23 protein-coding genes and 1 tRNA gene are annotated in these 25,247 nt (G+C 71.7%); 8 read left to right on the plus strand and 16 right to left on the minus strand.

Features of this window, described 5'->3' with window-relative positions; genetic code table 11:
• Positions 1-171: 171 nt before the first annotated feature.
• Positions 172-939 carry an SDR family NAD(P)-dependent oxidoreductase gene (locus QM699_RS13320; RefSeq protein WP_415011579.1) on the plus strand — a complete coding sequence of 256 codons (768 nt, stop codon included), beginning with the start codon at positions 172-174 and terminating at the stop codon, positions 937-939.
• A 25-nt stretch (positions 940-964) separates the two neighbouring features.
• Positions 965-2,236 carry a D-arabinono-1,4-lactone oxidase gene (locus QM699_RS13325; protein ID WP_415011580.1) on the plus strand — a complete coding sequence of 424 codons (1,272 nt, stop codon included), beginning with the start codon at positions 965-967 and terminating at the stop codon, positions 2,234-2,236.
• 336 nt (positions 2,237-2,572) lie between these two features.
• Here the strand turns inward: QM699_RS13325 and QM699_RS13330 are convergent, their stop codons facing one another.
• The 12 genes from QM699_RS13330 to fliF all read right to left on the minus strand — a co-directional run bounded on the left by QM699_RS13330 (position 2,573) and on the right by fliF (position 15,020).
• Positions 2,573-3,595 (minus strand): hydroxyacid dehydrogenase, encoded by a 1,023-nt coding sequence (locus tag QM699_RS13330; protein ID WP_415011581.1) that lies wholly within the window; start codon positions 3,593-3,595, stop codon positions 2,573-2,575.
• Complete coding sequence (locus QM699_RS13335) at positions 3,592-4,350, minus strand: ATP-binding cassette domain-containing protein (RefSeq protein ID WP_415011582.1); 759 nt, start codon at positions 4,348-4,350, stop codon at positions 3,592-3,594. Before QM699_RS13335 ends, QM699_RS13330 begins: the two co-directional genes overlap by 4 nt.
• A gap of 113 nt (positions 4,351-4,463) precedes the next feature.
• Positions 4,464-5,450: an ABC transporter permease gene (locus QM699_RS13340; RefSeq protein ID WP_415011583.1), complete on the minus strand. Its 987-nt coding sequence runs from the start codon at positions 5,448-5,450 to the stop codon at positions 4,464-4,466.
• The gene (locus QM699_RS13345; protein WP_415011584.1) at positions 5,447-7,012 is read right to left on the minus strand and encodes an FAD-dependent monooxygenase; all 1,566 of its coding nucleotides are present in this window, start codon (positions 7,010-7,012) and stop codon (positions 5,447-5,449) included. The genes QM699_RS13340 and QM699_RS13345 overlap by 4 nt, the downstream gene beginning before the upstream one ends.
• Positions 7,013-7,055: 43 nt before the next feature.
• Positions 7,056-7,988 (minus strand): substrate-binding domain-containing protein, encoded by a 933-nt coding sequence (locus tag QM699_RS13350; RefSeq protein ID WP_415011585.1) that lies wholly within the window; start codon positions 7,986-7,988, stop codon positions 7,056-7,058.
• A gap of 347 nt (positions 7,989-8,335) precedes the next feature.
• Positions 8,336-9,364, minus strand: a complete 1,029-nt coding sequence (gene ftsY / locus QM699_RS13355; protein WP_415011586.1) for a signal recognition particle-docking protein FtsY — start codon at positions 9,362-9,364, stop codon at positions 8,336-8,338.
• 69 nt (positions 9,365-9,433) lie between these two features.
• Complete coding sequence (locus QM699_RS13360) at positions 9,434-10,525, minus strand: AI-2E family transporter (protein ID WP_415011587.1); 1,092 nt, start codon at positions 10,523-10,525, stop codon at positions 9,434-9,436.
• A 121-nt stretch (positions 10,526-10,646) separates the two neighbouring features.
• Positions 10,647-11,732: a FliG C-terminal domain-containing protein gene (locus QM699_RS13365; protein WP_415011588.1), complete on the minus strand. Its 1,086-nt coding sequence runs from the start codon at positions 11,730-11,732 to the stop codon at positions 10,647-10,649.
• On the minus strand, positions 11,729-12,559 hold the full coding sequence (gene fliP, locus QM699_RS13370; protein ID WP_415011589.1) for a flagellar type III secretion system pore protein FliP: 831 nt from the start codon (positions 12,557-12,559) through the stop codon (positions 11,729-11,731). Before fliP ends, QM699_RS13365 begins: the two co-directional genes overlap by 4 nt.
• Entirely contained in the window at positions 12,549-12,878 is a 330-nt protein-coding gene (locus QM699_RS13375) for a FliM/FliN family flagellar motor switch protein (RefSeq protein ID WP_415011590.1), read from the minus strand. The genes fliP and QM699_RS13375 overlap by 11 nt, the downstream gene beginning before the upstream one ends.
• On the minus strand, positions 12,859-13,470 hold the full coding sequence (locus QM699_RS13380; RefSeq protein ID WP_415011591.1) for a hypothetical protein: 612 nt from the start codon (positions 13,468-13,470) through the stop codon (positions 12,859-12,861). Before QM699_RS13380 ends, QM699_RS13375 begins: the two co-directional genes overlap by 20 nt.
• Entirely contained in the window at positions 13,467-15,020 is a 1,554-nt protein-coding gene (gene fliF, locus QM699_RS13385) for a flagellar basal-body MS-ring/collar protein FliF (RefSeq protein WP_415011592.1), read from the minus strand. The genes QM699_RS13380 and fliF overlap by 4 nt, the downstream gene beginning before the upstream one ends.
• Positions 15,021-15,388: 368 nt before the next feature.
• On the opposite strand from fliF, the gene fliL reads away from it, so the two are divergent.
• The 5 genes from fliL (at position 15,389) to QM699_RS13410 (ending at position 20,718) form a co-directional block, all read left to right on the plus strand.
• The gene (gene fliL, locus QM699_RS13390) at positions 15,389-15,904 is read left to right on the plus strand and encodes a flagellar basal body-associated protein FliL (protein WP_415011593.1); all 516 of its coding nucleotides are present in this window, start codon (positions 15,389-15,391) and stop codon (positions 15,902-15,904) included.
• A 10-nt stretch (positions 15,905-15,914) separates the two neighbouring features.
• Positions 15,915-16,790 (plus strand): DUF6468 domain-containing protein, encoded by an 876-nt coding sequence (locus QM699_RS13395; RefSeq protein WP_415011594.1) that lies wholly within the window; start codon positions 15,915-15,917, stop codon positions 16,788-16,790.
• Between the two features lie 4 nt (positions 16,791-16,794).
• Positions 16,795-17,349, plus strand: a complete 555-nt coding sequence (locus QM699_RS13400; RefSeq protein ID WP_415011595.1) for a MotE family protein — start codon at positions 16,795-16,797, stop codon at positions 17,347-17,349.
• Positions 17,350-17,470: 121 nt separating this feature from the next.
• Positions 17,471-18,343 (plus strand): flagellar motor stator protein MotA, encoded by an 873-nt coding sequence (motA, locus tag QM699_RS13405; RefSeq protein ID WP_415011596.1) that lies wholly within the window; start codon positions 17,471-17,473, stop codon positions 18,341-18,343.
• Between the two features lie 14 nt (positions 18,344-18,357).
• Positions 18,358-20,718, plus strand: a complete 2,361-nt coding sequence (locus QM699_RS13410) for a tetratricopeptide repeat protein (RefSeq protein ID WP_415011597.1) — start codon at positions 18,358-18,360, stop codon at positions 20,716-20,718.
• A gap of 6 nt (positions 20,719-20,724) precedes the next feature.
• Here the strand turns inward: QM699_RS13410 and QM699_RS13415 are convergent, their stop codons facing one another.
• The 4 genes from QM699_RS13415 to QM699_RS13430 all read right to left on the minus strand — a co-directional run bounded on the left by QM699_RS13415 (position 20,725) and on the right by QM699_RS13430 (position 24,822).
• Positions 20,725-21,627, minus strand: coding sequence for a sugar kinase (locus QM699_RS13415; protein WP_415011598.1), 903 nt, complete (start codon positions 21,625-21,627; stop codon positions 20,725-20,727).
• A gap of 255 nt (positions 21,628-21,882) precedes the next feature.
• Entirely contained in the window at positions 21,883-23,316 is a 1,434-nt protein-coding gene (locus QM699_RS13420) for an exopolysaccharide biosynthesis polyprenyl glycosylphosphotransferase (RefSeq protein ID WP_415011599.1), read from the minus strand.
• Between the two features lie 112 nt (positions 23,317-23,428).
• A tRNA-Phe gene (locus QM699_RS13425) sits at positions 23,429-23,503 on the minus strand.
• A 92-nt stretch (positions 23,504-23,595) separates the two neighbouring features.
• Positions 23,596-24,822 carry an FAD-dependent monooxygenase gene (locus tag QM699_RS13430; RefSeq protein WP_415011600.1) on the minus strand — a complete coding sequence of 409 codons (1,227 nt, stop codon included), beginning with the start codon at positions 24,820-24,822 and terminating at the stop codon, positions 23,596-23,598.
• Positions 24,823-24,982: 160 nt separating this feature from the next.
• Here QM699_RS13430 and QM699_RS13435 point away from each other — a divergent pair, with 160 nt between their 5' ends.
• Positions 24,983-25,198 carry a hypothetical protein gene (locus QM699_RS13435; protein ID WP_415011601.1) on the plus strand — a complete coding sequence of 72 codons (216 nt, stop codon included), beginning with the start codon at positions 24,983-24,985 and terminating at the stop codon, positions 25,196-25,198.
• Positions 25,199-25,247: the final 49 nt, after the last annotated feature.

Raw genomic sequence — 25,247 nt, forward strand, 5'->3', positions numbered from 1 at the left:
GTGGATCGGTCGTGAATGGCAGTTGAAACGCGCCTCGCAATTCGGTCAATCCTGCATGTATCGTTTGGGGCACTGGCCCGGTTCTGCGCACTCGTCTGGCACTGGCGCGATCAATTTCCGCTCATCAGTGTCGTGCTGCGCGATCTGGGCCGAAACGCGGGGGAATCATCCATGTCGAGACGTCTCGAGGGCAAGGTCGCGCTCGTCACCGGCGCGGCCAACGGCTGCGGCTTTGCCGCGGCCCGGCTGTTCGCGCGCGAGGGCGCGCGGGTCGGGCTCGTCGACCTGCCGGGATCGCGTGGCGAGGCCGCGGCCGCCGAAATCGCCGCCGAGGGCCACGACGCGGTGTTCGCCGCCGCCGACGTCTCGGATGCCGCGCAGGTCGCGGCGGCGGTGGCGGCGATCTCCGAACGCCTCGGACCGATCACCGTGCTGATGAACCATGCCGGCGTGCTGGCGGCCGGGCCGTTCCTCGAGGTCGAGGAGACCGAGTGGGATCGGGTGATGGCGATCAACGTCAAGGGCATGTTCCTCGTGACGCGCGCCGTGCTGCCGCAGATGCTGGCCGCCGGCGGCGGCAGCATCGTCTGCACCTCGTCGATCTCCGGCGTGGTCGCGACGCCGATGGAAGTGCTCTACTGCACCAGCAAAGGCGCGTGCCACATGTTCGCCCGGGCGCTGGCCGTCGAGTTCCGCGACCGCGGCATCCGCAGCAACGCGGTCTGCCCCGGGTTCATCGCCACCGCCCACGGCAAGCGCGAGATCGAGGTGCTGTCCCGCTACGGCGTCGACGTCAGCGACGGGGCGATCGCCGCGGCCCAGGGCCGGCTCTGCCGCCCCGAGGAAGTGGCCGCCGCCGCGCTGTTCCTTGCCAGCGACGAGGCGAGCTTCGTCAACGGCGCGCACCTGTTCGCCGACAACGGCTTTACCGCGATCTGAACCGCGACCGCACCGGAGAACCACGATGGCGACCGCTTCGCACAACATGCAGGTCAACGACTTCGGCATCGACAGCCCGCACTGGCGGAACTGGGTCGGGAACCAGTCGTGCATCCGCGCCGCCCGGGGCGCGCCCGCGGGCGAGGACGAGCTGTGCGCCATGGTGCGCGACGCCGCGGCGCGCGGGCTGAAGGTCCGGGTCGCCGGCTCGGGACACTCGTTCACCCCCGTCGCGCTGACGAACGGCCTGCACCTCACGCTCTCCGGCATGACGGGCGTGCGCCATGTCGACCGCGAGCGGCGCCGGGTCACCGCCTCGGCCGGGACGACGATCAACGAGCTGGTGCGCGTCCTGAAGCAGGAGGGCCTGTCGATGGTCAACCAGGGCGACATCGACAGCCAGGCGATCGCCGGCGCGCTCACCACCGGCACCCACGGCACCGGCGCCCGCCTCGGCGCGCTGGCCTCGTCGATCGTCGGCCTGCGTCTGGTGCAGCCAGACGGCACGGTGCTTGTCGCCGACGAGACCACGCCCGACCTGCTGCTCGCCGCCCGGGTCTCGCTCGGCACGCTCGGCGTCATCTCCGAGATGACCCTGCAGGTCGCCGACGGCTATCGCCTGCGCGAGCGGATCTGGCGCGAGGACTTCGAGACCGCGATGGAGAGGCACGACGAACTGGCCGCGACGCATCGCCATTTCAGCTTCTTCTGGTGCATGACCGAGGCGAGCCGGCACTGCTACTGCCTGCCCGACACCGCCGCCACGTCGCGCTCGGGCCGCACGACCGACGTGTGCGAGATGAAGGTGATGGACATCACCGACGACGAGCCGTTCGCGAGCGAATTCGTGAAGGTCGCCTACAGCTCCGACGTCTATCCGATTGAATACATTCCGAACTTCCATGAACTCGAGTACGCGGTGCCTGTCGAGCACGGCAAGGCGGCGGTACGCGCCGTGCGCCAGCTGATGCTCGACGAGTTCCCGGAGGCGATCTATCCGATCGAGTACCGCTTCACCGCCGGGGACGACGCGTGGATGAGCCCGTTCCATCGCCAGGACAGCGTGACCGTCTCGGTCTCCGGCGAGCCCGGCACTGACTACTGGCCGTACCTCCGCGCGGTGGACCGCATCCTGCGCGGCTATGGCGCGCGGCCGCACTGGGGCAAGCTGCATTTCCTGACCGGCGAGGACGTGACCGCACTCTACCCCAAGGCGGGCGAGTTCCGCACGTTGCGCCGCAGGCTCGACCCGGAGGGCACCTATCTGAACGACCACCTCGCCGGCCTGTTCCTCTGAGGGACGAGGGAGCCTCGCCACACAGCAAAATCCCGACGCCGCTCTACGGGCGCCAAGCGACCGAAGTGCGCGAGCGCCGGCGCGACAAGCGAAAGCACTGCTTTCGCCGCGCCAGCGGCGGGGAGCGCGGAGGCCGTCAGGGGCGGAGATTTCTGCGGCAGGGCGCCAATCCGTCCGTGGCTGCCCCGGCTGGCACGGCAACGCGCCTGCCCCCGCAGAGGCAGACGCGGACGGATTTGTCGACGGACAAGTCCGTCCTTCTCCACCTCGCGACCAGAAACCAGACCGCGCCTCTTCCCCACCGTCGCATCGCAGGCCGGCGTTTCAGACAGCCTCTCAGGTCTTCTCCACCGGCTTGGAGCGCATCCGGGCCACCGTTTCGCGCTCGGCCCGCTTCAGCCGGGCGGGTGGCAGGCCGCGGTCCATCAGGGCCATGTCGTCAAGCACCATGTCGCCCATCCGCGTGAGCGCCGAGGTCAGCGCGCCGGCCCGGTGGGCCGACCGCAGGAACCCGGGCAGCGCGCGGACGGGATGCCCGGGGGGCAGCGGCTCCTCGGGGTAGACGTCGCTCGCGGCGACGATGTGGCCGGAGGCGACCGCCGCCATCAGCGCGTCGAAGTCGACGACGCCGGCGCGGCTCAGCAGGATGAACGCCGCCCCCGCGCGCATCCGGGCGAAGGCGTCGGCGCCTAGGAAGCCCTGGTTCTCCGAGGTGACGGAGGCGACGACGAAGATGAAGTCGCTCGCCGCCAGCACGGTGTCGAGGTCGGCGGGCTCGGCGCCGGCCTCCGCGATCACCGCGTCGGGCAGCCACGGGTCGAAGACCCGGAGGCGGGCGCGGAACGGCACGAGCAGGCGGTGCAGCGCGCGGCCGAGGTCGCCGTAGCCGACGAGGCCGATGTCCGAGCCCGTGAGCAGGCGCGAGCGACGCGCGCCGTCGAGGCCCCAGGCCTCGCGGCCTTCGCGGAAGTCGAGGTCGGCGTCGACGATCTGGCGGGCGAGCGCGAGGGCAAAGCCGAGGCCGATCTCGGCGACCGGCTGGGCGAAGACCTGGCCCGTCGTGAGCACATGGATGCCGCGCTCGAAGAGCGGCGCATACGGCATGTTCTGAAGCAGGTTCGACTCGACGTTCAGGATCGCGCGCAGGCTCGTCATCGCGGCGAGGGCGCTCTCGTCCAGCGGCGGCTGGCCGAGGATATAGCGCGCCTCGGCCAGGGTCTCGGACGGCAGCGCGGCGACGGAGGCCGCGTCGGTCTCGTGCAGGCGGTAGCGGTCGCGCAGGGTGGAGAGCGCCTGCGGCGTGAAGATCTGGTCGAGGGCACGCGGCTCCGGGGCGCAGAGGACGAGGGGTCTTGTCACGCGATGGGTCTCCCGTCGGCGGTCATGCCGGTGATGATCTGCTCGACGGCCTCCACGGTGGTCTCCCTCGGGTCGATGTCGTCGGCCACCTTTCGGCCGCGGCGCATGACGACGATGCGGTCGACGACCTGGAAGACGTGGTGGATGTTGTGAGCGATGAAGATGCAGGAGTGCCCCGACGCCCGGGCGCTGCGCACGAAGTTCAGCACGCCCTGCGTCTCGGCGACGCCGAGGTTGTTGGTCGGCTCGTCGAGGATGATGAGGTCGTTGGCGAAGTGCATCGCGCGCGCGATGGCCACCGCCTGCCGCTCGCCGCCGGAGAGCGAGGAGATCGGCGTCGCGGGCGGGATGTCCTTCTCGATGCCGACCCGGCGCAGCAGGCCGTTCGCCGCGGCGTTCATCGCCTCGAAGTCAAGGGTGCCGAACGGGCCCTTCGTGGGCTCGCGGCCGAGGAACAGGTTTCGCGCGATCGAGAGTTGCGGCACGAGCGAGCTGTCCTGATAGATCGTCTCGATGCCGCAGGCGATGGCGTCGGTGGTGGAGCGGATCTCGACCGGCCTGCCGCGCAGCCGGATCGTGCCGCTGGTGATCGGCACGGCGCCGGAGAGCACCTTGATGAGCGTCGACTTGCCCGCGCCGTTGTCGCCGAGCAGGCCGACGATCTCGCGCTCGCCGACGTGGAAGTCGACGCCATCGAGCGCGACGACGTTGCCGTACTGCTTGCGGATGCGCTCCATCTGGATGAGGGCGGTCATGGGCGGGGCTCCGGCCGCGCGGATTTCCTCGCCGGTGCGCAGGCGAAGGTGCGCAGGTGCCTTGCTTCGGGCGCTCTCAGGCAGCTGCTGCCGCTGGAAAGAAACGTCATGCCTTACACCCCCGCGTTGTGGCGGCGCTCGAGCCACGAATGCAGCGCCATCATGCCGAGGATGATCGCGCCGACGAAGATGTTGTAGGCGAGCCCGGGCACGCCGATCAGCACGATGCCGTTGCGCATCACCCGCAGGATCAGCGTGCCGATCACCGTGCCGAGGATGGTGCCCCGGCCGCCGGTCAGCACGGTGCCGCCGATCACCACCATGGCGATGACCTCGAGCTCGTAGCCGGTGCCGCTGTTCGGGTTGGCGGCGGAGGTACGGATCGAGGAGATCATGCCGGCGAAGGCCGCGCAGGACGCCGTGAGCATGAAGAGCGCGATCTTGACCCGCTCGACCTTCACGCCGCGGGCGCGGGCGGCGAGCGGGTTGCCGCCCGCAGCCTGGATCCAGTTGCCCGCCTTTGTCCGGTTCAGCAGATAGCCGAAGGCGACGGCGAGGCCGATGAACCAGAAGAGCGAGGCATAGATGCGGAACGGGCCGACGTAGAAGTCGCCGACGAGGAGGGTGGCAAGCCACGTGCCGCCCGCGCTCCACGTCCGCTGCGGGAAGCCGTCGGTGATGTAGAGCGCTGTGCCGCGCACGACGAGCAGCATGCCGAGGGTGACGAGGAACGACGGGATCTTCAGCCGGGTCACGAAAAGCCCGTTCACCAGCCCGACGGCGACCGCGACCAGCATGGCCGCAAGAAACGCCGCGCCGAACGGCAGGATGCCGGCATTGAAGAGCGTCCACATGAGCACCGGCGCGAAGCCGAACATCGACCCGACCGAGAGGTCGAACTCGCCCGCCGTCATCAGGAGCGTCATGGCGAGCGCGATGATGCCGAGTTCCACCGTGAAGGTGAGCGTGTTCGCGATGTTGAGCGGCGACAGGAACGTCGGGTTGATCGCGGTGAAGAGCGCGATCTCGGCCACGAGCAGGACCAGCGGGCCGAACTCGGGCATGGCGACGAAGCGCTGCAGGGGCGAGGGAGATGTCATGCGGGGTCCTGGCCGAGGGTGAGTCCGTGCCGGGCGCGCCACCCGTCGAGGGCGGCGACGCTGGCGTCCGGCGCCGCCACGGCGACGTAGGTGTCCGGGCGGATCAGGTAGGCGGCCTCCCGGGCGAGCCCGGCCCGGGAGGCCGCGTCGTCGAAGCCGAAGCGGTGCAGCGCGATGCCCTGCGCGCGGCACCACGCCACGAGATCGGGGCGGGCGGTGCCGTAGACGTGGACCTGCCACGCCATCGCCGAGAGCGGGGCGTGGTTGTCCACCGTTTCGATCCACGGCAGGCGGTCGCCGCCGCGGACATCGCCGGCGCGGCCGGCGCTGATCGGGCCGTCGTGGTAGCTGAGCTGGGTCTGGGACACGATGCGGAACATCGCCGCGCGCACCATCTCGAAGCTGTAGGCGGCGGGAGCGAGCACCGGCGCGAGGTGCAGGCGGACGAAATCTGCGAGGCCGCCATCGGCGGTGACGAAGCTGAACACCCGGTCGGTGGTGGCGACCAGCCTCTCGGCGAACGGCCGGCGCTCGCCCTCATAGCTGTCGAGGAGCGCGTCGGGCGCCCTGCCCCGCTGCACCGCGGCGAGCTTCCACGCGAGATTGATCGCGTCGCCGATGCCGGTGTTCATCCCCTGCCCGCCCGCCGGGCTGTGGATGTGCGCGGCGTCGCCGAGCAGGAACGCGCGGCCCTGCCGGTAGCGATCGGTCACGCGGTGGTGCACGCGGTAGGTCGAGAACCAGTTCACCCGTCCGACCTCGAGGCCGATGTCGGTCATCGCCCGCCGGCCGACATCCTCGAAGCGCCGGGCGGTCTCGGCCCCGCCGTCTTCATCGTCGGGATCGTCGACGACCCCGATCAGCCGGCCGCGACCGGCGTCGTCGTAGCCGATCCACGCCACGAAGTCGGCCTGGTCGAGCGCGATGTTGACCTCGCCGTTCGCGGCCGCGCCGCGCGCCTCGACATCGGCCACGTAGAAGACCTTGGAGTATGTGCCGCCGGGGAAGCCGGCACCGATCCGGTGCCGCACGACCGAGCGGGCGCCGTCGCAGCCGGCGAGCCACGCGGCCTCGACGGTGCGCTCCGCGCCGTCCGGGCCGCGCAGGCGGGCGGCGACGTGGTCGCCCCGGTCGTCGAAGTCGAGGAGTTCCGTCCGGCGCTCCACCTCGACGCCGAGCGCCGCCAGCCGCTCGACCAGCAGGCGCTCGTGGCGATCCTGCGGATAGACCAGCAGGAAGGGATAGGGCGTCACGCCCGCGCCCGCGCCCGCCTCGCCGAAGGCGACGCGCGCCCGGTGCCGCCCGCCGGTCCAGAGGTTGAAGGCCGGGTTGCGGAAACCCGCGGCGACCACTGCCTCGGCGAGGTCGAGCTGCCGGTAAAGCTCGAGCGTGCGTGCCTGCACCACCATGGCGCGCGACGCGGTGCCGGGGCCGGCGGCGGCGTCGACGACGCGCACGCGCATCCCCTGCCGCACCAGCCAGAGCGCCAGCACCAGCCCGGTCGGGCCGGCGCCGACGATCAGCACGTCATCGCGTGCGCTCGATGCCCTGGCGTCCTGCACGTTGCCTCCGCGGGCCCGCCGGTGACGGGCCCGCCCCCTGCCGTTACTTGCCCGAGAGGATGTCGTCGTAGATCTGCGCCGCGTCCTTGTCGTAGAGCGCGCCGGTGATGACGTTGAAGCCGGCCGGGATGCCGCCCGCCTCCATCGCCGCGAGCGACAGCGCCACGTAGGACGTCGCCTGCGGATCCTGCCACTGCGCGGCGTTGACGTAGCCGTTCAGCACCTCCTGCGTGGTATCGAGCGAGTTGCCCCAGCCGAGCACCGGGATCTCGCCGGGCTTCACGCCGACCTGGTCGAAGACCCGCTTGATCGAGCCGGTAACGAGATCGCCGAGGCCGATGATCGCCTTCACCTTGTCGCGGTTGGCGGTGAGGTAGTCGCTCATCCGGGTGATGACCTCCGCCTGGTCGAGGGTGGCGTCGGTCACTTCCCACGTGATGCCGAGCGGCTCGAACACCGACTTGATGCCCTCTTCCTCCTGCACGCCATAGGTGGCGCCGGGCACCTCCACCGGCAGCCAGACGAAATCGCCCTGCTTCACCAGCCCGTTGTCGACGAGGTACTGCGCCCACGAGGCGCCGAAGACCACGTTGTCGCCGCCGACGTAGGCGTCGAAGCTGGCGCTGGGGTCCGGCGTGTTGAAGTTGATGATCGGGATGTCGGCCTCGTTCGCCTCGGTGGCGACGCCGACGAGGCTGCCCGGGTCGGGGCTGGTGGTCACGATGCCGTCGGCGTGGGCGGCGATGGCGGCCCGCACCGCCTCCTGGTGCGCGGCGACGTCGCCGTTGTGGAACGAGGTGTTCACCGTGTTGCCGGTGTCCTTCGCCCACTGCTCGGCGCCCTGCAGGAAGTAGGTCCAGACCGGATCGGCGGGCGAGCCGTGAGAGATCCAGTAGAAGGTCTTTGCCTCGGCCGCCGTGGCGGCGAGGCCGAGCGCCATGGCGCCGGCGAGAAGCGCCCGCGTGATCCGTCTCATCGGTTGTCTCCCTGGGTTCGGACGGCGCGCGGCAGCGGTTCGCCTGCCGCGATGGCGGCTGGCGGCGGCACGGGGAGCGCGCGGTCGGTCAACGTCTCTTCCTCCCTGCCGGGCGTTGCCGGCACGCCCCCGTCTCTCGCGGGCGGCGCTGGTCGGAGGAGTGAACGCCGCCGCGGCGCGACCTGTCAAGGCGCGGTCCGCGGTGCGGCGCACGAGGCTGGCAGGCACCGCTGCGGCCGTCGCTCCCGCGGGCCGCGTCGAAAGGGGGCTTTCCGCCCCCTCCTGGCCGTTGGCCAGTTCACCCCCGAGAGTACTTTCGCCGAGAAAAAGGCTCGGGGCGGGGCGCCTCAGGACGGCTCGAGGCCGGTCAGGGCGCGGGCGAATTCCTCCGGGTCGAAGGGCTGGAGGTCGTCGATGGCCTCGCCGACGCCGATGGCGTGGATCGGCAGGCCGAAGCGGTCGGCGAGCGCGACGAGGACGCCGCCCTTGGCGGTGCCGTCGAGCTTGGTCATCACGAGGCCGGTCACGTCGGCGATGCGGCGGAAAATCTCGACCTGCGACAAGGCGTTCTGGCCTGTCGTCGCATCGAGCACGAGCAGGGTGTTATGCGGCGCCTCCGGGTCGCGCTTGCGGATCACCCGGACGATCTTCGCGAGCTCGGCCATCAGGTCCTCGCGGTTCTGCAGCCGGCCGGCGGTGTCGACGAGCAGAAGGTCGGCGCCTTCGGCCTCGGCGCGGGCCATGGCGTCGAAGGCGAGGCTCGCGGGGTCGGAGCCCTGCGCGGCAGTCATCACCGGCACGCCGGCGCGGCTGCCCCAGATCTGCAGCTGCTCGACGGCCGCCGCGCGGAAGGTGTCGCCGGCGGCGATCACCACCGACTTGCCGGCGGCCTTGAACTGGCTCGCGAGCTTGCCGATCGTCGTGGTCTTGCCGGAGCCGTTCACGCCGACGACCAGCACCACCTGCGGCCGCTTGGGATAGATCGGCATCGGCCGGGCGACCGGCTCCAGCACGCGGGCGATCTCGGCGGCGAGCAGCTCGCGGATCTCGGTCGCCCCCACCCGCCGGCCGAAGCGGCCCTCGGCAATGCGGGCCGTGACCTTCAGCGCGGTATCGACGCCCATGTCGGCCTGGATCAGCAGTTCCTCGAGGCTTTCCAGCATGTCGTCGTCGAGCACGCGGCCCCGCTCGCCGCCGAGCAGGCGACCGACGAGGCCCGCGCGCTCCGGCTCCGCGGCGCGCGGCGCGGGCGAGGATGGCGCGACGGTCGGCTGCGGCGCGGGTGCGGGCGCCTCGTCGATGATCGCGTCGAGGCCCTCCCCGAGCTTCGAGGAGGACTTGAACAGCCGATCCTTGAGCTTCTGGAAGAATGCCATGTCGATCTCCGTGTCGGGCTCCGCGCCGGAGCCGCCCTCCCCTAGCGGGCGGGGCCGGCGGATGCAAACCTAGCGCGGGCGCAACCGGCGCCGGGCGGCTCGCGGCTCGCCCACCGGGACAGGCTTCTCGTCGCGGAAGATCGTCCAGGCGGCCATGAACAGCGCGGCGATCAGCGGACCGATGACGAAGCCGTTGATGCCGAAGATCGAGATGCCGCCGAGCGTCGAGACGAGGATCACGTAGTCCGGCATCTTGGTGTCGGCCCCGACGAGCTTCGGGCGCAGCAGGTTGTCGACGAGGCCGATGACGCCGACGCCGACCGCGACGAGGATCAGTCCCTTGCTGACCGCGCCGGTGGCGATCAGGTAGACCGCCGCCGGCAGCCAGATCAGCGCCGAGCCGACCGCCGGCAGCAGCGACAGGAAGATCATCAGCGCGCCCCAGAGCAGCGCCCCCTGGATGCCGAGCAGCCAGAACGCGACGCCGCCGATCACGCCCTGGATTACCGCGATGGCGATGTTGCCTTTCACCGTCGCCCGGACCACGGCGGCGAACTTGTGTATCAGCGCGCGGTTCTTCGCGTCGCTCATCGGCATGCAGGCGAGCACGTTGCGGCCGATGGCGCGGCCGTCGCGGAACAGGAAGAACAGCACGTAGAGCATGACGCCGACGCTGGCGATGAAGCGCAGCGTGTTGGAGCCGAAGGTGAAGGCGCGGGTGGCGAGGAACTGGCTCACCTGCTGGAAGATGCTGACCAGCCGGTCGCGCAGCGCGTCGAAGTCGCCCATGCCGAGGCGGTCGAAGGTGGTGTCGAGCCACGGCGGCATGGCGGCGTGCAGGTCCTGGATCGCCTTGCCCGGGTCGTACTGGTTTTCCTGCACGCGCGCGACCAGCGCCGCGCCCTCGCTGACCAGCGCGCCGAGGATGACACTCATCGGGATGATGGCGATCACCACGCAGACCAGCACGCTCAGCAGGGCCGCGACGGTGCTGCGGACCCCGAACCGCCGCTCCAGCCGGCGCTGCAGCGGATTGAACACGATGGCGAGGATCACCGCCCAGAACACCGCCCCGTAGAACGGCAGGAGCAGCCAGAAGAACGCCACCGAGACGACTGCCAGCAGGAGCAGGAACGCCTTGTGCTGCAGCTCGGTTTCCAAAGGGCGCCCCCGCGGGCGCAGGATGCGCCGGCGGCGAGGCTATCCGCGCCGTGCGGGCGAAGGCAACCCGTGGCGGCAACCCGTGGCGGCAACCCGTGGCGGAGCGGCGCGGAGGCGCGGGTCAGGCGGCGCTGCTGTCCTTGTCGAGCAGGCGGACGGTACCGGCCTTGACCTGGGCCTGGATCGCCTTGGTGATCTCGATCTGGGCCAGCTCGCCCTCCTTGCGCGGCACGTCGCCGAGCGCGCCGAGTTCCTCGACGTAGCGCTCCGACAGGCGGCGCGGCAGGTTCTCGAGGATGAAGCCGACCGAGGCGCTGCCGAGCACCTGGCCGTGGCGCATCGCCTTGAGTAGCGTCTCCTCCGGCACGTCGCGGATCACGCTGGCGATGTCGCGGCCGGCGACGCGGAGTGCGATGTCGTCGAAGGTGAACATGATGCGCTGCACGTCCTGAGCGAGGACCGCATCCTGGGCCTCGAGGAAGTTCAGGAAGCCTTCGCGCACGTCGGTCGAGATGTTGTTCATCAGGCTCGCGATCATGTCGGCCGGCCGGCGCTTCGACAGGTTGCGCTGCAGGACCGAGAGGAAGTCGCGCTCGATCGCGCCCTGGATCGCGTCCGCCACCGCCGGATCGAGGGTCGGCACGCGCGAGAGGCGCAGGACGACTGCCTGGGCAAAGCCGCGGTCGAGGCGCTCGAGCACGCTTGCCGCGATCTCGGGGCGCAGCTCGGAGATGACGACCGCAGCGGTCTGCGGATGCTCCGCGGCGAGGAAGGTCGCGGTGGAGGGCGCCGGGGTCTGGTTCAATTGCTCCCAGACCGGGCGGTTGTCGGCCTTGCGCCGCCCGTCGAGCAGGCGCTGCACCTCGTCGTCGTCGCCGACGACGGCCGAGAGCAGGCGCCGGGCGGCCTGCGCGCCGCCGGACAGCTCCGGCCCGGTGGTGAGCAGTTCGAGGAACTCGACGATGATCGCGTCGAGCACGTCCTGGGGGATGCGGCCGAGGCCGCCGATCGCCCGGGCGAAGCGCGCCATCTCGGGCTCGGACAGCTCGCGCAGGATGCCGCTCGCCAGCTCGGGCCCAACTGCCGTCAGGATCACCGCGGCCTTCTCGATCGGCGAGGGCATGGCCTCGGGCCGGATCCCGCCCGCCCCGAGCTTCAGCTTGTCGACGGCCTTCGGCCGGGCGGGAACGAGGGAGGTCTCACTCATTGGCTGTAGCTCCGGACAAGCGCCCCGGCGAGCAGGCTCCAGCCGTCGGCGATCACGAAGAAGGCGAGCTTGAAGGGCAGCGACACGAGCGACGGCGGCACCATCATCATGCCCATGGACATGAGCACGGCAGCGACAACGAGGTCGATGACGAGGAACGGCAGGAAGATCAGGAAACCAACCTCGAAGCCGCGACGGATCTCGGAAAGCAGGAAGGCGGGCACGAGGACGGAGAGCGGCGCATCGCCGTCGGCGGCCGGCCGGGTCGGCGCGGCGTCCTCGAGCAGGCGCACGGTCTCGGGGTCGACGCGGCCCGCCATGAAGCCGCGAAACGGCGCCATGACCGGGGCGAAGGCCGCCTCGGGCGTGATCTCGCCCGCAACCATCGGCTGAATGCCGTCGGTCCAGGCCTGATCGAACACCGGCTCCATGACGAACCAGGTGAGAAACAGCGCGAGGCTGACGATCATCATGTTGGGCGGCGCCTGCTGCACGCCGATCGCCTGCCGCAGGATCGAGAGGACCGTCACCATGAACGGGAAGCAGGTGACCATGATCGCGAGGCCGGGGGCGAGCGAGAGCAGGGTCAGGAGCAGGAAGAGCTGGATGGTACGCAGGCTGAACGACTGGCCGTTGCCCATGTCGATCTGAATCTGCTGCGCCGCGGCGGGGAGCGCGACGAGCAGCAGGACGGCGGCGAGGGCGAGGAGGCCGGGCCGCGCCCGGCGCGCCGCGCGGACGAGCCGGCCGAGCCGGCGCCGGGGTGCCGGCGGCCGACCTATGCCGCCGTCGCGCGCGGCGGACGTGGGGTATGCGTCACAGCTCATTCGAGAAATCGGCCACCTCGGTCAGCCGCACGCCGAGCCGGCCGGAGTCGTCGCCAAGCTCCTGCAGCTCGCCGCGCGCGATCAGCCGGTCGCCGATGTAGAGCTCGACCGGGTCGTCGACGCTCGAATCGAGGGTGAGCACCGAGTCGCGGCGCAGCTCGACCAGCTCGCTCACCAGCGGGCGCGCCTTGCCGACGGAGATCGTCACCTCGATCGGCACGCCAAGGAAGGCGCCGCTCCGGGCCTTCGGGCCAGCCTCGGGGCGCGGTGCCGCCGCGGCGGCCTCGGTCGGGCCGGCATCATCCATGCTGTCGCTCATCTTCATCCCCGTTGGTTGTCTCGGATCGCAGGTGGTCGAGGACGCAGGCGCGCACCTGCGCGGCGCAGGCGTCGAGGTCGATGTGGTCGAAGCCGTGCTCCCAGAAGACCTGCGCCTCGCGGGGCAGCAGCTCGGGGGCCGCCTCGATCACCGCGGCCACGCCGCGGGCCTCGAGCCGGTCGCCGAGCGGGTCGACCATCTCGGGTGCGCAGCGCACGCGCGGCCGGGCCTTTGGCGCCGCGGCGATCGCGCGTTCCACCGCCCGGGCCACCTCGACCGCGAGCCCCGCCTCGGCCAGCGTCGGCGTCAGGGCCGCGACGATCGCCTCGAGCATCGGCGCGAGGCTCGCCGCCACGTGGCGCCGCGCGGCCTCGTTGGTCATGCGCGCGTCCTGCAGCGCCTCGACGAGATCGCTGGTCAGCCGGTCGTCCTCGGCCAGCATCGCCTCGGTCGCGGCCGCCTGCCCGGCGATGTAGCCGTCGGCAAAGCCCGCCTCGCGCGCGGCCGCGAGCCGGCGCTCGGTCGCGTCGATGCGTGGCGTCAGCGCCGCGACGATGCCGGGCGAAAAGGTCTCGAGGCGGTAGGCGCTCATGACTGCACCGGCTCACGGCGATCGCCGCGGCTGTCCGGCGCGTCGATCCAGGCGCGGATCACCGCGGCACTGTCCTCCGAGCGGTTGGAGATCACCTCGCGCAGGCGGTCGATCTTGGTGACGGGATGAGCGGCGAGGTCGAGGATATCGTCCTGCGGCCGCGGCAGCTCGGGCATGCGGCCCGAGAGCTGGGCGATTTCCATCACCGGCTGCCGGCTCAGCATCGGGCGGAACACGAAGAACACCAGCGCCAGCACGATGGCGGCGAGCACGCCGAACTGCGCGAGCCGGCCGCCCCACATCTCGAGGAAGCTCATCCGCTCGGCGAGCGAGCCCTGTTCGGGCACCGCCATGAACTGCAGCGACGAGATCGTCACCGTGTCGCCCCGGCCCTCGTCGTAGCCGACGGCGGACTGGACGAGCTGCTTCAGGGTGTCGAGTTCCTCCTGCGGCCGCGGCGTCCAGGCGTCCTTGCCGTCGGCGCCGGGCGCCGTCAGGCCGTCGACCATCACCGCGACCGAGATGCGCTTCACGGCGCCGGGCTGGATCACCCGCTCCCGCTTGGTCTCGGAGACGTCGTAGTTCTGCCGCTCGCGGCTGGTCGCGGCGTTGTGCTTGTTCTCGCTCGGGTCGCCCTTCACGTTGCCGTCGGGCAAGTTGCTCGCGACGGTCACGGAGGGCGAGCTTCCCGACGAGCTGTCGGTCGTCGACTCGGTCTCGGAGCTGATCGGCACGCGGCTGTCCGGGTCGATGGTGCGCTCGCTGATCGTCTGGGCCTCGGTGTCGGCGTCGACGTTCACCTCGACGATGGCGTGGCCCTGCCCGACCCGCGCCTCGAGCAGCCGCTGGATATTGGTCCTCAGCTTCTCGGCCCGGTCGTTCGGCCCGCCCGGGCCGTTGCCGAGCGGGTCTTCCTTGCCGGCGAGCACGACGCCCTTGGCCGAATCGATCACGGCGACCGCCTCGGGCGCGACGCCGGCCACGGCCGAGGAGACGAGGTAGCGGATCGCCTCGGCCTGGCCGCGGTCCAGTTCACCGCGGGACATCGTGACGGTGACAGAAGCCGAGCCCGCGGGCGTGCGCGAGAACGGCTGGCTGACCGGGTTCGCCAGATGGACCCGCGCGGAGCGGACGTTGGGTGAGCCGGTGATGGTGCGGGCGAGCTCGCCTTCCTTGGCGCGCCAATAGGCGGCGTCGAACATCTGGCTGGTGGTGCCGAATCCCGAGAGGCTGTCGAGGATCTCGTAGCCGGCCGGGCCGCCCGCAGGCAGGCCCTTGGCGGCGAGCGCCATGCGGATGCGGTCGCGCGACGGGGTGTCGACGAGAATCGAGGTGCCGTCGACCTGATAGGCGATGCCCTCGGCCTCGAGTTCGGAGACGACCTCGCCGGCCGCAGCCGCATCGAGGCCGGAATAGAGCATCGAATAGCTCGGCTCGGTAGCGACGCGGGTGATGCCGAAGATCGCCGCCGCGACGGCAAGCGCCGCGAGCCCCGCGATGAGCCGCCGCCGGGTGTCGAGCCCGTCCCAGAACGCCCGGATCTGATTCAAGGTCTCCGACCTCCTCGCCCGGCCCCGTCCTGGCGCCGGCTTCAATTCACGCGGAGTGTCGATTCACGAGGTTTAAGATTTGGTTTCCGCGGCCCAAGGTCAGGCGACCTGCCGCCCTGCCGCCACGCTTTGAGGACGGCGCCGGCCGCCACCCGGAGACGGGCCCGCTCCCTGCCCCGGAGGCATGAGAGCCGTGCGCGCGCGGCCGCATCGGGCGACGCGCGATCCGTCAGGGACCCGCGCGTCGGACCAGAGGTCAAGCATTCCCTTCGATCCGGGTTAATTCCAAGGTTCCGCTTAAGGATTGATTAGGCTTGGGCGGTTTACCTCTGCCCCGAGATTGCATGTTAACCACCCGGGGTTTCCTCATGTCCGAGGCCGTTGTCACCGACGCCGAGCCGGCGGGAAAGCCGAAGGGCAAGCTTGGCCTCATCCTTGGCCTCGTCGGAGCGATCGCGCTCGGCGGCGGCGGATTCTATGCCACCAAGACCGGCCTGATCGACCCCGGCGCGCTGTTCGGCGGCGGGTCGGGCGGCCACGGCGAGTCCGGCGGCGGCGGGCATGGCGAGGCGGCGGCGGGGCCCGCGGCGAACTTCGTGGCGATCGAGCCGATTCTCGTCTCGCTCGGCCCGGACGCCCGGGCGAAGCACCTGCGCTTCAGCGGCCAGCTCGACGTGGTGCCGGAGCACGCGGCGGAGGTCGCGAGCGAGATGCCGCGAGTCGTCGACGCGCTCAACACATACCTGCGCGCCGTCGAGGTGCGCGACCTCGAGGATCCGGCCGCGCTCACCCGGTTGCGGGCGCAGATGCTGCGCCGGGTCCAGACCGTGACGGGCGAGGGCCAGGTGCGCGACCTGCTCGTCACCGAATTCGTGCTGAACTGAGGAGCCGACCATGGATCTGCTGATGAACGGCCTGCTCCTCGCGGCCACCTGCTTCGCCGGAACTTACTGCTGGGTGCTAGCCCGGCGCGTGCGCGACCTGAAGTCGCTCGACAAGGGGCTGGGCGGCGCCATCGTGACGCTGACGCGGCAGGTCGAGCTGGCCCGCACCACCCTCGAGGAGGCCAGGACCTCGTCGCGCGACACCCGGACCGAGCTGTCAAAGATGGTTCAGCAGGCGGATACCGCCGCGAACCAGCTGCGCCTGCTGATCGCGGCCGCCCCGCACGCGGCGCCCGTCCGGCCCGCACCGGCCCCTGCGCCGGCCCCCGCTCCGATGCCCGCCGAGATGTCCGCCCCGGTGCAGGCCCCGATTCAGGCCGCGGCGCCCGCGCCGGCCCCGACGCCCGAGGCGACGCCCGACATGGAGGCCGGCGAGATCTGGAACCGGCGCGAGCCGCTCCTCACCGCGCCGGCGCCGAGTCCGGCCTTCCAGCCGGCAGCGCCCGAACTCGTCGTGCCGCAGCTGCGTCTGGCGCCGCGCCCGAAGGCGGTGGTGCCGCCGTCGATCGTGCCGGATCTGCCGGAGGCCGAGCCCGAGGAAGCGCCGCTGGCGATCCCGACGCTCGACCGGATGGTGGCGGGCCCGCTCGCCCGGCCGCGCACGCCCGAGGTCGAAGCCGTGCGGACGGCCACGCCGCACCTCGCCGAGGTGCCGAAGCCCCGCGCCCTGACGCCGATCGAAAACCCGCTGCGCCGGCTGCGCGCCGCCGCGGCAAGAGCCGCCGCCGCCGATGCGCCCAAGGCCGCCACGCCGACCGGCAACCCCACCGGCAACAGCGAGGACGCGCTGCTCGAGGCGCTGAGCGCGCTGGCCGGAGGCCGCTGACACCATGGCGGGAGGACCGGGACCGGCGCTCGGCGGCATCGGGCTGGTGGTGCTCTGCTTCGGCGCCTCGGCGCTGCTCAGGGTATCGGATGCCGGCTGGGCCTGGGCGCAGGAGGCGGCGCACACGGTGGGCGACACGCCCGCCCCGCCGCCCGACAAGGATACGCTGCTCGCGACGATCCGCGACCGGGAGTCGCAGCTCGACGCCGAGGAAAAGCGCCTCGCCGACCGCAAGCAGACCCTCGGCGTCGCCGAGGCCAAGCTCGCGGAACAGCTCGCGGCCTTCCAGAAGGCGCAGGAGAACCTGACGAAGACCCTCGCACTGGCGGATGGCGCCGCGGAGAAGGATCTCGCGCGGATGACCACCGTCTACGAGAACATGAAGCCGGCCGAGGCCGCGAAGATCTTCGAGAAGATGGACGTGAACTTCGCCGCCGGGCTGCTCGCGCGGATGCGACCGGACACCGCGGCGCAGGTGCTGACGGGCATGAGCCCGGAGGCGGCCTATGCCGTCACGGTCACGATCGCCAGCCGCAACTCGCGCGTGCCCACACAATAGGCACACCGCCCCGCCGCAACCGGCGGACGGGGCGGTTGAAGCCATTTCTTAATCCTCTCCCCGCTAAGACCGAACGCCAGAAGTTGGCTTCGCGCAACGCCCCCGAGACGCAGGTGCAAGCATGTTCGGAATCGTCGGCATCGTCGTGGTCTTTGCCATGGTCTTCGGCGGCTACGTGTTCGCCGGCGGCAAGCTCGAGATCATCATGCACTCGGCGCCGCACGAGATGATCATCATCTTCGGCGCGGCGATCGGCGCGTTCGTCATCGGCAACGACAAGCACGGCATCGTCGCGACGCTGAAGGACATCGCCAAGGTGTTCAAGGGCCCGCACTGGAAGCCGAAGGACTTCCAGGACCTGCTCTGCCTGATGTTCCAGCTCATCCGCATCCAGCGTTCCAACCCGGTGAAGCTCGACCAGCACATCGAGGATCCGAACGCCTCGGCGATCTTCTCGGCGTATCCGAAGATCCTCGCCGACCACGAGGCGGTGGCGCTGATCTGCGACACGCTGCGCTCGGCGTCGATGAACTACGACGACCCGCACCAGGTGGAGGAGGTGCTCTCGAAGCGGATCGAGAAGCACTATGCCGAGGCGCAGCACTCGGCGCACGCGCTGCAGACCATGGCCGACGGCCTCCCGGCGCTCGGCATCGTCGCCGCCGTGCTCGGCGTCATCAAGACCATGGCCTCGATCGACCAGCCGCCGGAGATCCTCGGCAAGATGATCGGCGGCGCGCTGGTCGGCACGTTCATGGGCGTGTTCCTCGCCTACGGCCTCGTAGCGCCGTTCGCGACGCGGGTGAAGGCGGTGATCGACGAGGACCAGAACTTCTACAACCTGATCCAGGAGGTGATGGTCGCGGCGCTGCACAATCACGCCCCGAACGTCTGCGTCGAGGTCGGGCGGCAGAACACGCCGGCGAACCTGCGCCCGTCCTACAATGACCTCGAGGACGCCCTGAAGGCCTCGAAGCAGAGCCTCGCCGCCTGATGCGCGGGGCCCCCATGCGAGCCGGCGCGCTGAGCGTCGCGGCGCTCGCCGCCGCCCTGCCCGCGCTCGGCCTGCCGCTTGCCGCGCGCGCGGAGGGTGGAACGATCCGGGGCGGCGAGCACACCGGCTTCACCCGCATCGTGCTGGAGGTCGAGCCCACGACCGAATGGTCGCTCGAGACCGTCGACGGCCGGGCGACGCTGCACTTTCCCGGCCGCCGCATAAGCTTCTCGACCGCGGGCGTGTTCGACAAGATCCCGCACATCCGCATCACCGACATCGACGCGGAAACCGGCCATGACGGAACGACCGTCGCGCTGTCGATCGGTTGCGACTGCCGGATTTCCACCTCGTTCGTCGGCGCGCGGTTTCTCGCGGTGGACGTCGCCGACCGGACCACGCCGGAGCTGGCGGCGACGGAGCCGGCAGAGGCAGAGGCCGCGCCCGCCGATGCCAGCGCCTCCGACAAGGCACGCGCCCTGCGCGAGTCGCACGTGGTCGCCGATGCCGAGAATGCGCTCGTCCGCCAGATCGCCCGTGCGGCAGACCAGGGCATCGTCCGGTTCACCGACGGCGCCGGTCCGACGCCCGCGCCGGAGATGACCGCCGGGTCCGAGCCGACCCCCACCCGGCCACTGCCACGCCCGTCCGTCGAGATGACCGCCGACGCAGCTTCGGCCGACCAGAAGCTGACCCGGACGGCGCTCCATCCCCCGGCGGCCGACGGCGCGACCACCCTCGCCGATCTGATGGCGCAGGACCAGATTTCCGCCAGCACGGTGTTCGACCGCGACTCGCAGCGGGCGCAGGCCCGGCCGCCGATCAAGCCGCTGCCCGGCGCCTGCCTCGCCGACCGCGCCCTCGACCCGACCGCCTGGTCCGACGGCACGCCGTTCCCCGAAGAGCTTGGCCACCTTCGCAGCCACCTCGTCGGCGAGTTCGACACGCCCGACCCGGCGGTGATCCGCGACACTGCCCGGCTCTACATCCGCCTCGGCCTCGGCGCCGAGGCCGAGGCGACGCTCGGCGCCTTCCCGGACGCCAAGGTGCCCGACCGGGCGGTGCTGCTCGATCTCGCGCGCGTCGTCGACGACCGGCCGGTGACGCCGCGCGGGCCGCTGGCTGTCGATGCGGAGTGTCCCGGCCTGCACGGCGTGTGGCTCGCCGCCGGCGGCGCGGTGCCCGTCTGGCGCAGCGCAGCCGGCTTCGAGGCGGTGCATGCGGCGTTCGCCGAGATGCCCGGCGAGCTGCGCACGATGCTGGCGCCCACCCTGGTGCGCCGGCTGATCGACGCCGGCCGGATCAGCGAGGCGCGCACGATCTACCTGACCGCCGTGCGGCCGGGCGACCCGACCAGCCCGGCGCTGCAGCTCGCCGAGGCGCGCCTGGAGGCCGCCGAGGGCCGCTCTGCCGAGGCGGTCCGCACGATGGCAAAGCTCGCGCGCAGCAATCAGGCGTCGATCTCCATCGACGCGCTGGCCGATCTGGTGCGCGTCGCCCTCGACACGCATCTCGCCATCCCGGAGCCCGTCGCCACCGATCTGGCAACCGCCACCCTGCAATCCCGCGGCTCGGCCTTCGACGGCCGCCTGCGCGGCCTGCTCGCCGAGACGCTGGCGCAGCGCGGCGACCTTCCCGGTGCGCTCGCCGAGCTCAGGCGCGGCATGTCGGACCTGCCGGCGCAGGCCGACACCTTCGCCGAACTGGCCGTCCGGCTGGTGGCCGAGGCCGATCCCGCGATGATCGGCAGCGCGGTCTACGCCGAGGCTGCGCTCGGCACCCAGGATCTGATCGCCGCGACGTCACCCGCCGACCCGGTGCGGGCGCGGATCGCCAGCCGGCTGGTGGACCTTGGCCTGCCCGATCCGGCGCTGGCGATCGCCGCCCCGGCGCTGGCCGCGGGCGATGAAGCGGCGCGCATGGTCTCGGCGCGGGCCGAGATCGCCCGCGGCGACGGCGCGGCCGCGCGCGCGGCGCTCGGGCCGCTCGCAAGCACCGCGGCGATCGAGCTGCGGGCGCAGGCGTTCGCCCGCTCGGGCGACTATGCCGAGGCCGCCGCCACCCTCGACGCGGCCGGGCTCGACGCCACGGCCGACGGCTATGCCTGGGCTTCCGGCGACTGGGCCAAGGCTGGCGAGGCCGCGCCCGACGCCGACCGCGCGGCGATGGCACGCTACATGGCCGCGCGCGCCGGGGACACGCCGCCGCCCCAGCCGGATGCCGCCGGCGCGGATGCCGCGGCACTGGACGCCGACGCCGCGTTCGCCGAGCCGCTGCCATCGCTCGAGCGCCCGAGCCTCGGCGCGGCCCGGCAGCTTCTCGCGACGGGCGGCAAGATCGGCGGCGTCGTCGAAGGCGCGCTCGCCAAGCCCTGACGCCGCCTATCCCCTCGGGATGATCGCGCCCGGGTGGCCGACGACCTCGGACGCCATGGCGTGCCCCGCGGCCAGGCAGGCGGCCCCGTCCTCGCCGTGCAGGAAGGCCGCGAGATATCCGGCATTGAAGCTGTCGCCGGCCGCGGTGGTGTCGACGACCTTCGCGGCGGGTGGAAACGGCGGCAGCGGCCCGGCGGCACCGATCGGGACCGGCCCGGCACTGCCGCGCTTCAACGCGCCGCGGCGCACGCCGCCGCTGGTCAGGCGCGACAGGATCTCGGCCTCGCCCTCCTCGCCGAACAACGCCAGCTCGTCGTCGAGCGAGGGCAGCCCCACGTCGGCCAGCGCCCAGAACGCGCCGATCTCGGCGCGCGCCGTGGCCTGGTCCGGCCACAGGCGGGGGCGGTAGTTGGAATCGAACGCGACCGAGCCGCCATTGGCCCGGACCCGGCGCAGCGCATCCTTCAGCGCGTCGCGGGCGTCCGCCGCGAGGATCGCGACGGTGATCCCCGACAGATACACGAGGTCGAAGTCGAGCAGCGCCCGCGGCGTCACCTCGGCCGGCGCGTGGAACAGGGTGCGCGCCGCCGACTGGTCGCGCCAGTAGGTGAAGCTGCGCTCGCCGCGCGCGTCGAGCGTGATGGCATAGAGCCCGGGCGCACGTCCCTCGCGCCGCTCGATGAGATCGGTCCCGAGGCCCTCGGCGGCAAAGGCGGCGGCCATGCGGTCGCTCACCGGATCGGTGCCGAGGGCGGTGACATAGGCGACCTCGGCCGACGGCGCGAGGCGCTTGAGGTAGACGGCGGTGTTGAAGGTGTCGCCGGCAAAGTCCACCCGGCCCTGCTCCGCGCCCGGACGCGGCATCGCCACCTCGACCATGCACTCGCCGATGCACGCCACCTTCGTCATGCCAAGCTCTCCCCTCGCGCCGCCTTTCGGCTTCCTACCCGCGGCCGGACGCGATCGCCAGTCCGCGCCATGGCGGCATCGCGACATCCGAGAGGATTCGGCCCGAGCGACCATGGCCCAACGCGACGGCGGAGGAGAACTCCGGCGGGCCAAGGCGGTGCCATCCGTCGGCGTCGGACCTCGTTGCCAACGCCCGAAGTCCGCGCGTTGGGGAAAGCGCTCCGATCGTCTCGGGGGTCGGGGTGAGACCGCCCCTCAGTAGGCGTTCCGGCTGTCCACGAGACGGAACGGCGTCAGGGCGAGGATGCGGAGGTCGAGCCAGATCGACCAGTTCTCGATATAGCAGAGATCATGCTCGACGCGGGCGCGAAGCGCGGCGGGGTCGTCGATCTCGCCGCGCAGGCCGTTGATCTGCGCCCAGCCCGTGACGCCGGGGCGCATCTTGTGACGGGCGGCGTAACCTTCGACGATCGCCTCGAACGCCTCCTGCCGGCTCGAGACGGCCGTCACCGGGTGTGGACGCGGCCCGACCAGCGACAGCTCGCCCGTCAGCACGTTGAAGAGCTGCGGCAGCTCGTCGATCGACCAGCGGCGGATGAAGCGGCCGACCCGGGTGACGCGGGGATCGCCCTTGGTGACGACGCGGCGCGCCGCCGGGTCGCAATCGCCGGTGTACATCGAGCGGAACTTCAGCACCTCGACCGGCCGATGGTTGTAGCCATGGCGCGGTTGCCGGAAGAAGATCGGACCCGGGCTGTCGTAGCGGATCGCCGCGGCCGTCGCCAGCAGCACCGGGCTCAGCAGCACCAGCGCGACGCTCGCCCCGACGAAATCGAGCGTCCGCTTCAACGCGCGCTCGCTGGCACGCAGCGGGCGGGCCATCACGTCGATGGGCCCGGCGGCTCCGTGGCGCCGCAGGCCGGCATCGGCGCTGAATCCCACCAGACGCACGTCGACCGGCAGGACCTCGACCGCCTTCAGGATCGAGCGGATGCGCCGCTCGGCGGACAGGGGCAGCGTGATGAGCAGGAGGTCGATCTCGGTTGCCCGCACGAAATCGACGAGCGTGTCCGTGCGCCCGAGCTTCGGCACCCCGTCGATGACCGCGGGCGACCGCTCGTCGTCCCGGTCGTCGAAGATGCCACAAATCTGGATGTCGTTGTCCGGCGTCGCCGCCAGGGCCGCCAGCAGCCGCGCGCCCTCCTGGCCGCCGCCGATGATGACGGCCCGTCGCTCCGTCAGCCCGTAGTCGAGCGCCGCCGCCGCCAGCGCCGCCCCGAGCAGGCGGGCGGGCAGGACGAAGAAGCCGACGAACGAAACGCCCGGCCAGAGCGGCACGCCCCCGGCAAGCAGCAGCGCGATACCGCACGCGGCGACCAGCACGATGCCGCGCGGGCGGTTGCGCAGGGCTGACAGGCGATAGCCGCCAAAGGCGCCGATCAGGCCGACGGCGGCAAGCGCCGCCGTGACCGCGAGCAGGCTGGCTGCTACCGGCGCGAATTCGGGTCGATCTCCGGCGTACGCCGCGAACCAGAGGGCGAGCGCCAGGGCCGCGGCGTCGATGCAGCCTGCGAGCGCGCTCAGCGTCCCGGGCGCAAGCGTGCCGCGCCGCAACCCGCGCGCAACCGACCGCGCGCCTGCGGAAAGCTCGCCTTCCCGCGGTATGTCGATATTGACAGCCTGATTCACGCCCGACCCCCCATACGCGCGTCTCGACAACGGTTTTGCGCGCGAGAGTTTAATGGGGGATTGAGCCGGACCAACCCGACCGGACACGACGCGCCGTCATACAGGAAAGTGATGGTGCCCGGGGGCGGATTTGAACCACCGACACGCGGATTTTCAATCCGCTGCTCTACCCCTGAGCTACCCGGGCACGGGGGCGGTCTTGCCGACCGTGGCGCGCTGACTAGGGGAAGCGCCGGCGGCTGTCCAGTGGAAAATCGGGGCGGAAACCGCCCGCGAAAATCAGATCGCCTGCCCGCGCAGCAGCCGGGGGAGGTCGCCCGTCACCCCCGCCGCCTCGCCGATCAGCCGGCGGCGCAGCGCCGGCAGCCGGTTGACGAGGCCGAGCCCCAGGTCACGGCCCAATCGCAGCAGCGGATTGTCGTTGGAGAACAGCCGGTTCAATCCGTCCGTCGCTGCGGCCATCATCAGCGTGTCGGCCCGCCGCCAGCGCGCATATGCGTCAAGCACATCCTCCGCGCCGAGGTCCTGGCCGCGGCGGCGCGCCGCGGCCAGGACCTCGGCGAGCGCCGCAACGTCGCGCAGCCCGAGGTTCAGCCCCTGCCCGGCCAGCGGGTGGAGCCCGTGCGCCGCATCGCCGACCAGCGCCAGCCGCGGCGCCGTCCAGCGCTCGGCGAGCGACAGGCCGAGCGGATAGCTCCACCGCCCGCCCTCGAGCCGCAGCGCCCCGAGGAAATCGCCGAAGCGCGGGCGCAGCTCGGCGAGATACCCCGCCGGATCGAGCGCGGAGATCGCCGCCGCCCGCTCCGTGCGCTCGGTCCAGACGATCGACGAGCGGTCGCCCGGCAGCGGCAGGATCGCGAGCGGCCCGGCCGGCATGAAGAACTGGTGCGCGACGCCGCCGTGCGGCCGGTCGTGCGCCACCGCCGCCACCAGCGAGGTCTGGCCATAGTCCCAGCCGCGCCGCCGGATGCCCGCGCGCCGTGCCACCGCGCTGTCGCGCCCGTCGCAGCCGGCGAGGAGCGCGCCCGTCAGGCGCGCGCCGTCGGCGAGGATCACCGTCGCGCCGCCCGGGCCGGTCTCCTGCCCGACCACGGCCTGCCCGGCGCGATGGACCACAAGCGGCTCGGCGTCCATCGCGTCGAACAGCGCCGCGCGCAGGTGGCGGTCCTCGAGCACATGGCCCATCGGCCCCTCGTCGATCTCCTGCCCGTCGAAGTGCAGCGCCAGCGGCGAGGCGCCCTCGCCCGGGCGACCGTCGCTGATCGCAATCCGCTCGATCGCCTGCGCCTGAGCCGCCACCGCCCGCCAGAGGCCGAGGGCCGCGAGCATGCGCCGCGAGGCGAGCGACAGCGCGTAGGCGCGGCCGTCGAAGTCCGCCGCCGCCCGCTCCTCGCGGGGTCGTGCGTCGATCACCACGCTGGCGATCCCGCCCTGGGCCAGCGCCAGGGCGAGCAGCGGACCGTTGAGCCCGCCGCCCACGATCAGAACATCCGTATCCCGCGCCATGCGATCCCCTCGGCCTCAGCGGCCTCCAGATGCCCCGTCCCGGAGACGTCGGCTCGGGCGGGAGCATTCGGTCGCGAGTATCCGTCCCCGGCGGGCAATGTCCACCCGCGCGGAACATCGCCTCGCCACCGCCGTTTGATTTGAAAGCGAAGGAAACCGCATGGCCCCGCACGACACCAACCCGCAGAAAGAGGTCCGCCGTCACGCCGGTCCGCTCATCGGCATCAGCGCCGTGCTCCTGTTCGTGCTCGTCGGCCTCGTCTGGTGGCTGTCGAGCGTGTTTTCCGGCCCGGACCCGAACGAGCCGTCGTCCACCGCCGATCCTGCCGCCGTGGCGGCTCCGCGCAACGGACGCTCTATCCTCAGGCGCGCGTGATGCAGCTCAGGGCCGTGATGCGTCGTGCTCCGTAGACACCGCTTTCCCC

Origin of the sequence: Amaricoccus sp. (genome assembly GCF_047602525.1) — a bacterium.
In the GTDB taxonomy this organism is placed as follows: Bacteria; Pseudomonadota; Alphaproteobacteria; order Rhodobacterales; family Rhodobacteraceae; genus Amaricoccus.